Genomic DNA, 14,118 nt, shown 5'->3' with positions numbered 1-14,118 from the left:
AGGTAGGTGAAGAATGAAGAATTGTAAACGTAGAAGAGGGCAGCATATCGCTGCCCTCAAAATTACTACTGTTCCATAGCTTTAAACAAATTGGCCATTTCAATCGCATTAACCGCCGCTTCATATCCTTTGTTCCCCGCTTTTGTTCCTGCACGCTCAATTGCTTGTTCGATCGTATCCGTCGTTAATATCCCAAATATGATAGGGACTCCTGTTTGCAAACTTATACTAGCAATGCCTTTTGCTGTTTCATTACTTACATATTCAAAGTGAGGTGTAGCTCCCCGGATTACGGCTCCTAATGTAATGATTGCATCATATTCCCCTTTTTCCGCTAGCTTTTTAGAAGCAATCGATATTTCGAATGCACCTGGAACCCAGACTTGAGTTATATCAGCTTCGTTTACTCCATGTCTTCTTAACGCATCTTCCGCCCCACTAAGCAATCTGCTAGTGATAAATTCATTAAACCTAGCAATGATAATACCAACTTTTATATCTTTCCCGACTAAATTACCTTCAACAACTTGTTTCATTTGTCCATTTCCTCCATTAAGTTAGTTTAATTGGTCTATTAAAATTCTACTCGCTTACTATCTGTATCGATTTTTAACCGATATTGAATGAGAGCTTCAATTGTGATTAATTTAATAGCGAATTTCGCAGCGATTCTTTCCAAATCTGGAACACGAGCCATTGTTCCATCATCATTCATAATTTCGCAAATTACACCTGCTGGTTCTGCCCCCGCTAATCTCGCTAAATCAATCGCCGCCTCTGTATGCCCCGCACGTTCTAATACTCCACCTGCTTTTGCAATTAAAGGAAAAACATGCCCAGGTCTTTTGAAATCAGCAGGACACGAATCCTCTTGTAGCAATTTTTTTATAGTTAACGCCCTTTCCTCAGCACTTATTCCAGTTGTTGTCTGAACATGGTCAATACTAACGGTAAAAGCTGTTTCATAATGATCCGTATTCTTATCTACCATTGGCTTCAACGCCAATTTCTGAGCCAACGCTCCCGCAACAGGAGCACAAATGAGCCCTCTTCCCTCTTTTGCCATAAAATTTATCATCTCTGGAGATACAAACTCCGCTAATCCTATAAAATCGCCTTCGTTCTCTCTATTTTCATCATCACATACTATGATGACTTTTCCTGCCCTTAAATCTTCCAATGCTTCTTCGACTTTGTGAAACATTTTCCTTCTCCTCTCTTCATCCATCCGAGCTGATTATGTTTTTCTGTTACCTTTTTCTGCTTCAACTTCCTATAAAAGGCTGTGATTATGATTCTGTTTCTTTTCCAGTAAAGGGTGATCACCCTTTTCTGTTACCTTTTCTTGCTTTCATTCCGGTAAAAGGGCACTGATATCACTCCTCTGTCACCTTTTCCTGTTTCCGTTCCTGCAAAAGGGCACTGATCAGCCTGCTCTGTTACCTTTTCCTGCTTCCTTTCCTGTCAAAGGGCACTGATATCACTTCTCTGTTACCTTTTCCTGCTTCTATTCCTGCAAAAGGGCACTGATCACATTAATCCGTTATCCTCACCTACTCCCATTCCCCATAAGGGACTGGCGGCTTTCCGATCAGCTAAATCCATGCTCTTTCAGAAACTCATTTGAAATAGTATTGGGTGGAAGGACGGATTCCTTAGTCCCAACAATCGAGTAGATGTATTTGCCAATAACATCAAATTCTATATTTACGTTCTCTCCTACTCTTTTTTTACCGAGTACCGTTTCATTCGCTGTATGCGGTATAATGGAAACTGTTACACTAGTATCTGCTTTATTAAAAACAGTTAGAGAAATACCGTCAATTGCTATCGATCCTTTTAACAAGACAACATGCTTGAGGTTAGGCAGTAGCGAAATATCAATATAGATTGCGTTCTGTCTTCGCTCTCTTTTCGTTATTTTCCCAATAGTATCGACATGCCCGGTTACAATATGTCCCCCAAATCGGCTATCTGCACGCATTGCTCTCTCAAGGTTGACTGAAGTTCCTTTTTGCAGATTAGCTAATGTGGTTGTATGGAAGGTTTCAGGCATAACATCAGCAAAGAAACGATTATTATGAATATCCGTTACGGTTAAACAAACACCATTGATTGCAATACTATCACCCAGTTTTATATCCTCCATTATTTTATTTGCTTTAATAGAAAGGGAAATCGTTTCTCCCTGCTTTTTCACTTCATCGATGCTTCCCAATTCCTCAATGATTCCAGTGAACAACGTTATTCCTCCTCTTTAAATTACACTGCCGTTATGCCGGCACTCTGGACTACTCATGAACTCGCGCCTAAAAAAACATCCTCTAGAAACGTGATATGTTCTACCTATACAGAGGTCCCGTATTCCCCTTTTTAATTCTAGGTAGCCCATTACTCGAACGAACTTCCATTTAATGCGAGGTGGATTATTAAAATCCTAAGAATGAAAGGATAAGAGAAACACAATTTCGATTTAACTCCATACCAAAGAAGCATCATTATGCTGCTCTAAAAGGAGAAATTCATAAATTACAATCCAAAATTAAATCGTAAAAAGATAACGTAAATGGGATTTTCACCGTGGGGTCTTCTGGTGATTGAAGAGGTTTTTATTTTGAAGAAATAAAATGAGTCTTTCCTAGCAATTCAGCGTCCTTCAAACATATGTTAGAAAAACTAATAGTGAATTCTGCCAGAATATCCATTTTCTTTCCGTAATGTTTACTGCGATATTTCTAACTAATGATATGCCTAGTTCAACTTTACAAATGGAGTTTGCGTAAATGATATCTATATCACCAAAACTCTATGCTTATAGTATTTGGTCTCTTTACTGCTCTACCGAGTTGTTTTTTATGCTAGAGAGATACACATATAATGTTAGTAGAACACTATTCCTCCCTTCAGTTATCGTTCTCCATTGTAAAAAAATCCCCTGCTTATCTAGGCAGGGGAGAACAGTGCACAACAAAACTAAAGTCCAATAGTTTTTTGAACAATTTCCGCTTTTCTTCTCCCATCCAGACTTTTACTGTCGGCTTTGGAATTTCACCAAATCCACCGTGTTCACTAATTAAACACGGGTCACGGACTAAGAGGTTGCCCTCATCACCGCCGGTTGGGAATTGCACCCGACCCCGAAGAAAATCCTATTCAATTAAAGGGTAAAATTGTTGGTTACCAATAGTCCCCTCAAAACCTTGTCGTTAAAGGGGTTCCTATCCTAATCCTAACCAAGATTGCCATGATGGTTCATTTCGTAGCATCAACCAATCATTTCAAACATAATCTCTACCCAATTTATATACTATAATCGTTCTACTGTATTTGCAAGGAAAGGGATTGGATTCCAATCGTATTCGGTCCCAATTTGTATTGAATCCAAGATAATCAGGATTGAGTACCATTGTTCCCACTGCTCTATTTTCCACTCTCAATCCCAACCTTTTAATAATCACAAGTACTCACTTTTTTGGTAAGTAAAAGTCCTCACAATGCTAAAGGGGTATTAACCTACTCGTCAAAATTTACTTCTAAAAGTTGACCTGCATGAACTAAACCCGCTCCAAAACCATACATCAAAACGCGATGTCCATTTTTGACCTTTCCTTCCCTTAGGCCAAGATCAAGCGCTAAAGGTATGGTTGCTGCTGATGTATTTCCAAACTTGACTAAGCTGTAAAGCGCTTTTTCCAATGGAAAATCTAATTTTTCACAAATTGGTTCTATCAACCGTAAGTTAGCACTATGGGGAATTAACCAATCTACCTCATCCAAACTCATCTGTGCCTTCTCTAACAACTGTCTAATATTTTCTGGAACATTTCTTGTAACCCAGCGAAAAACTTCTCTACCATTTTGCACAAGGTATTGCGTATCGATTAACTCAATCCCATTAACCTTGTTTGAAAGCCCAGTACGATATACATGTTGAGCTCCACTTCCATCACTTCCTAAACGGAACCCCAGGAAACTGTTTTGTTTCTCATCGCTTTCAATCAATACCGCTCCAGCACCATCACCAAATAATACACATGTGCTTCTATCGGTATAATCGGTGATTTTCGATAACGTTTCCGCTCCTACGACAAGAACCTTTTTGTGCAGACCAGACGCTATATAGGTATGTGCTGTATGTAATCCGTAAACAAATCCAGCACAAGCGGCACTCAAATCTAAAGCACCTGTTTGCGAGATATTTAATCGGTCTTGTATGATGCTTGAGACAGATGGAAATGGAAAGTCTGGTGTACTTGTTGCAACGATAATCATATCTACATCATCGACTTTTTTATCATACCTTTGCATTAAATCTTTTATGGCAGATACACATAAATCACTCGTGAATTCATCAGAACGTGATATTCTACGCTCGTGAATTCCTGTCCTTTGAACAATCCATTCATTATTCGTTTCGACCATTTGCTCCAATTCAAAATTAGTTAGTCGTTTTTCTGGCACATATGTTCCAATAGCCGTTATTCTTGCCCCAATCATGTCTTCACCTCATTTTAGTATCTAATATTAATACCTGGTACTAATTATAACATATTTATTTGATAATCTGTCAATGTAACATTTTGAATATAACGTATCTACATCCAATCTATCTCCATATATTTCCACATCTAAACATTAGTGGTGTCACTGAAGAAAAGAATACAAATTTAAAAAGTGGACGGGTATTTACCCCATCCACTTTTTTATAAAGCTCCTCTTATTATCTGTAGTTTAACTAGATTATACAACCATCCTGCTATTTTAGTATCTTTGATGAAAAAACCTTATTTTATAAGGAAATACTCATAGTAATTGTCCTGTTTTCAAAGCCCAAGCTTTCATATATTTTCATTGCTGGATTTCCATCAAATACGCTTAAACGAATTTCGAAGTATCCTTCTTGTTTCAATTGTTCAATACCTGCTCTAATCAATTGTTTGGAAATACCTTTACCTCTATATTCCTCTAATACAAATAATTCATAAATAAATCCGAAAGCCTTACCAGAAAAATTGTCTTTGCTTCCTCCTATAAGAATCCACCCCGTCATTACATTGTTTTCCGTGGATATTAAATAATAACACCCCTTCTTTAGAAGAGGTTCTACCAGTTGTTTTGCTCTTTCCATCGTTGGTTCTGTTTCACCTAAAGTTCCCTCAAATATCGCTTGTGGAGAAAGTGCTAATATCTTTTCAATTTCTACCTCATTTGGTTTTCTTATGTTCACTTTTCAACTCACCCATTCTAAAAATATTACACCTATATTCCATATACTTTTATGTAAATATGAGGTTCCTTTTTCAAAGAGTGTATCATAGGTTTCTAAATTTTGTATAAAATTTTATCTAATAATCAAATTTTCAGTGACAACGAAAAAAGCTAATGTCAGCAACAATAGTGACATTAGCTTTTTTTATACGTGTTTGAAAGGGTAAATCCATTGTCATTGTATAAAAAGCATTTTATAGACGGAACATGTATCCTTAATTATTTTATCTTAATAACGATCTTTCCTTTTGCATGATGTGTCTCACTTAATTGATGGGCTTCCTTCAAGCCAGCTTCTGTAAATGGCATAACGTGTCCGATGATTGATTTAACAATACCGCGTTCCATTAGATCTGCAATTTCAGCAAGCTGTTTTCCACTGGGATCAAGCCAGTAGGAACCAGCTTTTATCCCTTTCTCCTTTGCCCTTTCCTCGCTTGGCGTGCCTGCAATTGATACGAGCTTTCCACCTTCCTTTAACACATCGAAGCTCTTATTCATTATTTCTCCACCCATTGTATCCAGCACGATATCGTAATCGGATAAGACGTCCGAAAAGTCTTGTTCTTTATAATTAATAAATTGGTCAACACCTAATTCATTTAACAATTCTTTGTTTTTTTCACTGGCAGTAGAAGCCACATACGCACCAACATGCTTAGCAAACTGAATTGCATAACTGCCAACACCACCAGCACCTGCATGTATTAAAACTTTATCTCCTGCTTTTATATTTGAAAAATCAACCAGACATTGCCATGCGGTCTCACCTGCAAGTGGAACTGCTGCAGCCTCTTCAAATGTTATGTTATCGGGAATTAGAGCCAGTAAATCCTCATCTACTGCTGTATATTCAGCATATGTTCCTTTGTTAGTTGTTGCTGGTCGAGCAAAGACACGGTCCCCTACCTTAAATCTTGTCACATCTTTTCCTACTTCTTTTACAATCCCAGCTGCATCCCAACCTAAAATGATTGGGAAAGAAAATGGAAGCATCTCTTTCAAATATCCGTAACGCATCTTCCAGTCTATTGGATTTATCGATGTCGCATATAATTCGACTAGAACTTGATTATTCTCGATTTCGGGTGTTGGTATCTCTTGCTCCTTTAATTCATTAATAGAGCCATAATTATTAATAATGATTGCTTTCATTTATATAAACTCCCTCTTATATTTTTATTTAAAACCATTACGTATAAAATTTAACAACATATTTATAGTATTAACTACTTTTTTGCTCTTATGAAGTACTACTTGAGCTTCTTAGTTTGGTTTCTGCTATTGGGAATTAGCTAAAATCAGATGAACAAACACAATGAGCTTATAGTGCTTTTCCAATGATAATAGTGGAACTGACGAGGGAACAGACTAATAAAATAGTACAGTGGAGATGAATCTGCATTTAACAGCAAATGGATATAGGAGTGTTATTATGGGAGCTATTAATGGGACGGAATTTATTAATCGCTTAAATCAGCTAGATACTGAAATTTGGCTAGATGGGAAAAAAGTTGAGGGGAAAATCTCTGAGCACCCAGTATTTAAAGGAGTTCTTCAGACTAAGGCTTCCTTATATGATATGCAGCATCATCCTAAATATAAAGATGAGATGACTTTTCTTTCGCCAGAAACAGGGGATTCTGTCGGCCTTTCCTTCTTACAACCCAAAACGAAGGATGACTTATTAAATAGGCGAAAGGCAGCTGAGCATTGGGCTAGACAAACTGGTGGTTTTATGGGAAGGAGTCCCGATTACCTCAATACCGCTGTGATGAGTTTTGCCTCCTCTTCTCCAGTATTGCGTGGACGTGTAAATTGTTTTCCGGAAAATATTCAATCTTTATATAAATTAGCGATGACAAAAGACCTTTCATTCACCCATACCTTTGTCTCACCCCAAGTAAATCGTTCCGAGGCATATTTAGAATCCTCTGAAGAAGAACCGATTGTCGCCCGGGTGATTGACCGGAATAAAGAAGGAATAGTTATTAAAGGAGCACGTCTCCTAGCTACTCAAGGCGGATTAACCGACGAGGTATTAGTTTTCAGTAATCCAGCTTTCTTGTTAGATGAGGAGGAAGCTTTTGCTTTTTCCATTCCATCAGATACTATCGGTTTAAAATTTATTTGCAGAGAGTCGTTTATTGGTGGAGATTCACTTTTTAATCATCCCTTAAGCTCTCGATTTGAGGAAATGGATACCATTCTTGTTTTTGACAATGTTCTAGTTCCGTGGAATCGAGTATTCTATTATGACAATGCTATGGCAGCGACAGACTTCTTATTTCAAAGCTCTTTTCACGTTTTTACGGCCCACCAAGCAGTGACCAGACAAATTGTCAAAACCGAATTCATTTTAGGTCTTGCTGAGCTTTTAGTACAAACCATTAACGTGAGCGAGTACCAACATATACAAGAAAAGCTGTCAGAAATCATTATTGGTCTTGAAACAATAAAGGCACTGTTGGAGAAATCGGAAAATGATGCAGCATTGGACCAATGGGGAACAATGCGACCGAATATCGTTCCACTTCAGGTTGCCAATAACATCTTCCCTAAAATTTATCCCCGCTTCACCGAAATCATTCAATTAATTGGCGCTAGCGGACTGGTTGGTTTGCCTACGGAAAATGCATTTAATTCTCCCATCCGAGACGATCTCAATCAGTACCTTCAAGCAGCAACGAAAAACGCAGAGGATCGAGTGAAAATATTTAGGTTAGCCTGGGACCTGACAATGAGTTCATTTGGAACGAGACAAACTCAATATGAAAGGTACTTCTTTGGAGATCCCATCCGATTATCAAGCCGTCTATACAAAGCCTATCCAATTACTGATTATGTGGAAAAGGTTAGTAATTTCTTAGATTTGGAAACTGAAGTATAAAAAAATCGAAATAAAAATAATAGGTTCTAAACTGCTTTTAAAGTGCTATTATCATTAGGCCTGCTCGTGTTAGAATGAAAGCTTTACTATAAAGCAGGCCCATTTGGTTTTCTTAAGGCTTTATCTCATTAACACCTTTCTTAATTTCAAGATAATATTTTAAGAGTGCTGTTTTCGAATGGTCATTAATTTACCTGTTGTTTTAAGGAGCGATGAATCTGTTCTGCAATTACCAATGCTTGCTCATCCTGAAGAATGGCATTCGGTTTATTCCCTTGGCCAAGTACATATCCCTCAAAAGAAATACCTATAAAATCAAAAATGTATTGAAATTGCTCAATCAAGGGTAGTCCTTTTAATAATGGGCTATCTCCTCCAACCGCAATTACATAGGCTTTCTTGGAAGACATAACATCTTTAAAATCAGGATAGTTTGCATCTTTTAACGTCTGTGACCAGCGTTTCAATAATATTAAGAAAATTATACCATTTTTTTATATTGAAATCAAACAAGAATCCATTAGAAGAAAGATATGGTTATAAAAATAATTTTTGACGTTTGCCTCATTAAGTTCGGAGAAGCCTATTTTCACGAAACCCTGATATGATTAACACAGCCGCTAGTGAAAATTTAATTACGTAGTCATAGAAAATCCTATTTTTATCCCTATAGGAATGGAAATCCAAGTAATTATAAGTGAAATAATAAAATAGGGTATTAAATCCTTATAAAACTGAATTAGAACGAATATCGCCCCAATCCCCCAGATAACAAGAATTATGAAAAACTCTGGTGCAACATATGTTTCGTCTGTATAATTTTCAGCAATGGTTCCACTAGCAAAAAACATAGATATCATGAGAGCAATAAAACCACTTATTAAAAGGTTAACCAGTGCTATTATCTTTCGTTCACTCATGATTTTCCCCTTCCTTCGCTTCACAACTATCCTTTCCTTTGACTCAGCAATTCGTTGCCCTTGTTATACAAAAGCACCCTTTACCCGATAAGAGTCATTAACACTTATATTCCATTTTTAAAAACTCAAATGTGCTACCATTTGTATTTTGCATAAAAGTCTCAACATCTTTAAAACCAACTTTTCTGTAAAAATTTATCGCTCTTTGATTAAAAGTTGCCACTGATAATGTGATTTTTTCAGGTGTGAATTCTGATTGGATAAAATTAATACCCGCCCTTAAAAATCTTGTCCCATTCCCTTTTCCAGTTAAATCTGGTCTCATTCCTAAACCAATATCAAATATTCTATCAGTAACTTTACTAATACTAAGGAAAGCAACCAGTTCATCTCCTTCTATTACAGCAAACGTTGCGTTTCCTCGTTCTTCTGGATTTAAAAATTGTTCTAAATCTTCTTCATCAGCTTCCATATCATAAAAAGAATACTCCCCATCATAATGCCAGTTAAACGCGATATCTTCAGCTTGTTCTTGTGTCAAAACACTAAATTTATAAGCCATTTTTATTCTCCTTTATTGTGCCACTTTCCTACCTCAATAGCTTATTAACTTCTAGTTAAATATTAACATAATTTTCAGATAATAATACCAGGTATTTAACCAAAAGAAAAAGGTGATCTTCTTTGACAACCTTTTCTTGAACTTTTATGCGTATTTTTCATTTTTGGTTAAGAAAATGTAAAAATAAATAATTAAAAATAATACTTCCAGTAATAATAAAGCACCCATTATAGTAGTTGCTATCATCGGAACAAAATTAAAGATAGCACTTATACCAGCCAAGATTAATAAGAACGACATAACGTTTACTAAGTTGAATAACGGCTTTTTATTTCTTTTTGTCGCTAAACTGTCCAGTAGTTGGAAAATAATAATAAATACCATCAACATACCTGCAATAATAAACACAACTCCAACTACAGCTACAATTACCCCTGAAGTAGTTGACATAGCTATCGATAAAGGCGAATTACCTGTTAAATTCAACAAGAAAAAGAAAATACTGTGAGCAATCATAATAATGACATAGGGTTTGACCTTTAAAATTGTTTGCTTCGTTCTCCCCAATTCAATTATCCCAAAAAATATCGAGACATATCCAATGATGTTAGTTATGTAGTAAGTCACCCCGATATCCCAAAAACTTAAATTTGTTTTAAAGAAGACAAAGATTAATCCTACAAAAATATTTATCATTAATAACTTACCTCCTTTATCATTGGCTATCTATAACGTAATCAGCACACTATCTTCCTTTAAAATAGCCCGTATGTGTAAGTTATTTTTCTACACAAGCCATTTAACCTCACTCTATTTTCCATGTATTCAAAATTTTTATAATTTAATTTCACCTGTGATTGCCATAGAACTTACAACGTCGCAACGTATTTACCAATTGAGAGATTTATCATATCGTGGATAAAAAGCCTAATTCCTGCCTGTTTCGGGCGAGGAATTAGGCTTTTTATGTTTAACAATCTCACTCGGTTGCTTAAAACTGAATGATTATAATTTTAACTCCTTAATACTCGCAATATTTGCAAACCATCAGACGTATAACCACCTAATCCTCCCATCCAACGAGGATAAGTTACTGGGATTGTTGTTATTATAAATTGAATAAAACATATTACCTTGGAGAATACAAACAATTGACTTAGTACATTTTGTTTAATTAACGATGCTAGTAGTTCAAATAAAAGTACCAGTAATAATGACATCATGGGCCCACTAGCAAGTGCAACTACTTTTTTCCATTTATTTAAATCCTCTCCCCAATAAGTGTACCCTTCATAGCCCCATTGAATATGAAAATGAAGTCTCCCTAGCCTGAAGTTTTCTTTATTATCCTCATCTACTATTCCTAAATAGATATGTACATCAGATTTTGAGGTAGAGACAGCCCCTATTCCATGACCTACCTCATGAAGTAATACAAAGATGGGACCAATAATATTTAATAAAATTATGAACAGTAACAAATTCATAATATCCCCCTCCTTAGCTACTATAGTTATGTTTTTTTACTCTTAATCTTTTAAACTATGAGGTGGCAATCACTTGTCATTTACTGGTACATTTCGTGTTATCCAATGGTAAAAACTATGTCTGAGGTGTTACATTTCAGTGACTATACTTCTTTAGCGAAAAAAGCACCTTATACATCTATCAATAGAAATTGATCATCCCGTAATCTTGTAACGGACATATTCTTTTTTCTTTCAAATTCTGTTAACCTTTCTTCAATGGACTTCCCAGAGGAATCTGCAAAAATATCTTCCCTATCATAATGGGGGAAAATAGCCTTTTTCGTTATTGCTAGTGCTGTTAAATCATGTAGTTCAACCACATTCATCTCTGGTGTAAAATAATTAACCACTTCAATATTTGGCCCTAATATAACTGCCCCAGCACTTACTCCAACAAATATAGTAGGCTGCTTCACCAATTCTTTTAATATGGAGTCAGCTCCACTTTTTTTCATATGATAAAGCAATTTAAATGGGTTTCCACCGTTAATATAAATAATGTTATACTGTTTAAGTTTATTTGGTTCATCAAATTCGATATCAAGAAATTCTACTTGTTTAATCCCCATTTTGATGAAATCATTCTTTGCTTTAATCGCATATTTGTTAGTTTCTTTATGTGGTGAGGCCGTAGTTATGATGACAGCATTAGGATTAAGTAATTGTTCTTTTATTATTGTTAGGAATTCATTTTTAATCGTGTCTGTAAAAAAGCCATTTGAAGTTAAAAAGATTTTAGCCATTTTGCTTCTCCTTTAATTTACAAATTCTTCTTCGACTCTTCTGTTCCTTTAGCATAAGAAGCTTTAAATCGCACTCGTTTGTTAAATAAAAATCACTATAATTAGTAGCCGCCTTTTAACAGCTCCAATCTAAAATTCTCCTCTAAATCGGCTAGCTTCATTAACTTCTCCGATATACCTTTCCAATCTCTATTTACAGACATTGATGACACACCCCCAGCACCTTAGCTTGTTCAGTCTTCAACATTGATAAATGTGAATGCCTATCTCTAAAATACGCTGTATAATCATTGGTCTTCTTGCACTTAATTTGGAAAAGGAAGAATGTTGTATACCCTATAGTATCATCTGTAATGGGTTCATATTTCCACTTCAATTTCCGATAAATTCAATACCTTTCCATCAACTTTGACTCCAATTACTTCTAGTCCCTCAACTATTAATTCCACTATTATCTCTGAAGGCTTTTTCATTGAATAACCCTGTTCCATTACAAATTGGTGATCACATTTCGTTTTGGTGTTTCCGTACTTGTATAGATAACATGCAAGAGCTCCATTGGACGTACCAGTAGCTGCCTCCTCACGTATACCATATAATGGAGCAAAATTGCTGCAATAAGCATGGGAGCCAAATAGCGATTCAAGTGTAAAAACATGATATCCTATAGCATTATATTTACTGCTAATTTGGGATACTTCTTCAAAATTTGGTTTAATTGAATTTAATATGTCGATACTTTTTACAGGAATAAGTATATCCCTGAGGCCAGTTGAAACGACTTGCACCGGAAGTATATCTATCATTTCATTTTCAGTAATGTTCAAGGAATCAGCTATTTCCTTTTTATTTACAATCTCATAAAAACCTGGAGCGTTTTGTTCCATCATAATAGATGAATCTTCCTTTACCTCCACACTTAAAATTCCCGCCTTCGTTTCTTGAAGAAATACTCCAGGCTTGATTAAACCCTTACTTAAGAGTACATAAAATGTTGCGATGGTAGCATGTCCACAAAGTTCTACCTCCTCTTCAGGGGTAAAAAATCTTACTTTAAAATGTGCTGATTCTGACTTCATGACAAAGGCAGTCTCACTAAACTCAATTGCACCTGCAATCTTTTTCATATTTTCATCTGATAAAGAATCCGCATCAAGCACAACTCCGGCTGGATTACCCCCTTCTATTGTTTTAGCAAATGAATTTACTGTATATACTTTTAACTTCATTTTTTTATTCTCCTAAGCAGATTTTATCAACTATGCACATTATTCTATGACTTTACTTTTTTCAACTTTAGCAGTTTTTATGGAGATTTCCAAAATATGCCCACACTCTTTGTAACGCCAAGTTATTTGTTTATCTGAACCAAGCCTAAAGCAAACGCACATAAATTAACCTTTATATTTGACCATGCTTTCTCTACCCACTCATCATTTCTTCTGCAATAAAAACTGAATGGATATCATTATCAGGCTGACTTACTATTTGATGATAATCTTTGATGATACTATATAAAATTTCTGTTCTCCCTTTTAAAAAAGGATTCCTTTTTATAAGACTCGCTTATATCATATGATAAACTCCTAAATTCACTATCCGTATGACTCAACAAGAATAGCTCTTCTTTCTTTAACCTAATTTTGTTTCTCTACTTTAAAACATAGTATGGATTTTCCACTAATTCGATCCCTGCTGTTTCATACCTAATAAACACACTTTCATAATCCCATTCTCCATTTACACACATTACCCTTCTTAACCCTTTTTCATCTAATTTATTATCCTCTTCTTTGGTTATAAGAGCTGTAAAGTAATACTTTAATAGGATATTACCGATGGCATCTTCATCCGGGGACTCTTTTTTTAATTCTTTGATTATATCTTTGAAATATATGTTTTTGCATACTACGTGTTCCTTTATGTATGAAGTTTTCTTATTACTTTCGTACATTTCTAACGATATGGGGGTAATGTATTTATGCACTCCTATACTATTCCAATCATAATTTATATCTAAAGTTTCTCTTGCTGAGGACCTTAAGCATCTATACACGAAGCCTTGAATAAAATTCGTACTATTATGAAAGGTATGTCTAGATTCTGGATCCATTAATTTTATTGCACTGTAGTTTCTTATTAACCACTCTACTGCCCTTTTATAAACTATTCTCTCAGATGATGTATTAGTATTTTTTAACATATT

At 35.6% G+C, this 14,118-nt stretch carries 13 protein-coding genes, 3 pseudogenes and 1 riboswitch; of the genes and pseudogenes, 1 reads left to right on the top strand and 15 read right to left on the bottom strand.

The window, feature by feature from the left end; all coding sequences use genetic code 11:
- Positions 1–65 precede the first annotated feature (65 nt).
- From ribH to ACSKT4_RS06845, 6 genes and pseudogenes are all read right to left on the bottom strand, one after another.
- Positions 66–536 carry a 6,7-dimethyl-8-ribityllumazine synthase gene (gene ribH / locus ACSKT4_RS06870; protein WP_186868980.1) on the bottom strand — a complete coding sequence of 157 codons (471 nt, stop codon included), beginning with the start codon at positions 534–536 and terminating at the stop codon, positions 66–68.
- Positions 537–598: 62 nt separating this feature from the next.
- Positions 599–1,204: pseudogene (gene ribB / locus ACSKT4_RS06865) on the bottom strand (3,4-dihydroxy-2-butanone-4-phosphate synthase); the annotation flags it as partial.
- A gap of 387 nt (positions 1,205–1,591) precedes the next feature.
- On the bottom strand, positions 1,592–2,242 hold the full coding sequence (ribE, locus tag ACSKT4_RS06860) for a riboflavin synthase (protein WP_465823078.1): 651 nt from the start codon (positions 2,240–2,242) through the stop codon (positions 1,592–1,594).
- A gap of 762 nt (positions 2,243–3,004) precedes the next feature.
- Positions 3,005–3,149, bottom strand: a riboswitch (FMN riboswitch).
- A gap of 364 nt (positions 3,150–3,513) precedes the next feature.
- Entirely contained in the window at positions 3,514–4,497 is a 984-nt protein-coding gene (locus ACSKT4_RS06855; RefSeq protein WP_465823077.1) for a beta-ketoacyl-ACP synthase 3, read from the bottom strand.
- 292 nt (positions 4,498–4,789) lie between these two features.
- Positions 4,790–5,227: a GNAT family N-acetyltransferase gene (locus ACSKT4_RS06850; protein ID WP_465823076.1), complete on the bottom strand. Its 438-nt coding sequence runs from the start codon at positions 5,225–5,227 to the stop codon at positions 4,790–4,792.
- A gap of 260 nt (positions 5,228–5,487) precedes the next feature.
- Positions 5,488–6,423 carry an NADP-dependent oxidoreductase gene (locus tag ACSKT4_RS06845; RefSeq protein WP_465823074.1) on the bottom strand — a complete coding sequence of 312 codons (936 nt, stop codon included), beginning with the start codon at positions 6,421–6,423 and terminating at the stop codon, positions 5,488–5,490.
- Positions 6,424–6,703: 280 nt separating this feature from the next.
- On the opposite strand from ACSKT4_RS06845, the gene hpaB reads away from it, so the two are divergent.
- Positions 6,704–8,158, top strand: coding sequence for a 4-hydroxyphenylacetate 3-monooxygenase, oxygenase component (hpaB, locus tag ACSKT4_RS06840; protein WP_465823130.1), 1,455 nt, complete (start codon positions 6,704–6,706; stop codon positions 8,156–8,158).
- 185 nt (positions 8,159–8,343) lie between these two features.
- Here the strand turns inward: hpaB and ACSKT4_RS06835 are convergent.
- From ACSKT4_RS06835 to ACSKT4_RS06795, 9 genes and pseudogenes are all read right to left on the bottom strand, one after another.
- A pseudogene (locus tag ACSKT4_RS06835) lies at positions 8,344–8,625 on the bottom strand (flavodoxin family protein); the annotation flags it as partial.
- Between the two features lie 168 nt (positions 8,626–8,793).
- Complete coding sequence (locus ACSKT4_RS06830; RefSeq protein ID WP_465823072.1) at positions 8,794–9,078, bottom strand: hypothetical protein; 285 nt, start codon at positions 9,076–9,078, stop codon at positions 8,794–8,796.
- Between the two features lie 97 nt (positions 9,079–9,175).
- Positions 9,176–9,640 (bottom strand): GNAT family N-acetyltransferase, encoded by a 465-nt coding sequence (locus ACSKT4_RS06825; protein ID WP_465823070.1) that lies wholly within the window; start codon positions 9,638–9,640, stop codon positions 9,176–9,178.
- Positions 9,641–9,784: 144 nt separating this feature from the next.
- Positions 9,785–10,336: a hypothetical protein gene (locus tag ACSKT4_RS06820; RefSeq protein WP_465823069.1), complete on the bottom strand. Its 552-nt coding sequence runs from the start codon at positions 10,334–10,336 to the stop codon at positions 9,785–9,787.
- A 317-nt stretch (positions 10,337–10,653) separates the two neighbouring features.
- Positions 10,654–11,127, bottom strand: coding sequence for a hypothetical protein (locus ACSKT4_RS06815; protein ID WP_465823068.1), 474 nt, complete (start codon positions 11,125–11,127; stop codon positions 10,654–10,656).
- 170 nt (positions 11,128–11,297) lie between these two features.
- Complete coding sequence (locus ACSKT4_RS06810) at positions 11,298–11,912, bottom strand: Type 1 glutamine amidotransferase-like domain-containing protein (RefSeq protein ID WP_465823067.1); 615 nt, start codon at positions 11,910–11,912, stop codon at positions 11,298–11,300.
- Between the two features lie 101 nt (positions 11,913–12,013).
- Positions 12,014–12,270 (bottom strand): annotated as a pseudogene (locus ACSKT4_RS06805) (hypothetical protein); the annotation flags it as partial.
- A 1-nt stretch (position 12,271) separates the two neighbouring features.
- Complete coding sequence (locus tag ACSKT4_RS06800; protein WP_465823066.1) at positions 12,272–13,141, bottom strand: PhzF family phenazine biosynthesis protein; 870 nt, start codon at positions 13,139–13,141, stop codon at positions 12,272–12,274.
- A 422-nt stretch (positions 13,142–13,563) separates the two neighbouring features.
- Positions 13,564–14,115, bottom strand: a complete 552-nt coding sequence (locus ACSKT4_RS06795; RefSeq protein WP_186868994.1) for a hypothetical protein — start codon at positions 14,113–14,115, stop codon at positions 13,564–13,566.
- Between the last annotated feature and the right edge of the window lie 3 nt (positions 14,116–14,118).

It is taken from the genome of Ornithinibacillus liuyingii, assembly GCF_055550225.1.
Note: the sequence above shows the minus strand (reverse complement) of the source record. Positions and strands in the feature narration are given on the sequence as shown.

Coding starts and splice junctions, on each gene's coding strand:
- ACSKT4_RS06820 (WP_465823069.1), bottom strand. CDS start 10,336: ATGATAAATATTTTTGTAGGATTAATCTTTGTCTTCTTTAAAACAAAT.
- ACSKT4_RS06810 (WP_465823067.1), bottom strand. CDS start 11,912: ATGGCTAAAATCTTTTTAACTTCAAATGGCTTTTTTACAGACACGATT.
- hpaB (WP_465823130.1), top strand. CDS start 6,704: ATGGGAGCTATTAATGGGACGGAATTTATTAATCGCTTAAATCAGCTA.
- ACSKT4_RS06825 (WP_465823070.1), bottom strand. CDS start 9,640: ATGGCTTATAAATTTAGTGTTTTGACACAAGAACAAGCTGAAGATATC.
- ACSKT4_RS06795 (WP_186868994.1), bottom strand. CDS start 14,115: ATGTTAAAAAATACTAATACATCATCTGAGAGAATAGTTTATAAAAGG.
- ACSKT4_RS06830 (WP_465823072.1), bottom strand. CDS start 9,078: ATGAGTGAACGAAAGATAATAGCACTGGTTAACCTTTTAATAAGTGGT.
- ACSKT4_RS06855 (WP_465823077.1), bottom strand. CDS start 4,497: ATGATTGGGGCAAGAATAACGGCTATTGGAACATATGTGCCAGAAAAA.
- ribH (WP_186868980.1), bottom strand. CDS start 536: ATGAAACAAGTTGTTGAAGGTAATTTAGTCGGGAAAGATATAAAAGTT.
- ACSKT4_RS06845 (WP_465823074.1), bottom strand. CDS start 6,423: ATGAAAGCAATCATTATTAATAATTATGGCTCTATTAATGAATTAAAG.
- ACSKT4_RS06815 (WP_465823068.1), bottom strand. CDS start 11,127: ATGAATTTGTTACTGTTCATAATTTTATTAAATATTATTGGTCCCATC.
- ACSKT4_RS06800 (WP_465823066.1), bottom strand. CDS start 13,141: ATGAAGTTAAAAGTATATACAGTAAATTCATTTGCTAAAACAATAGAA.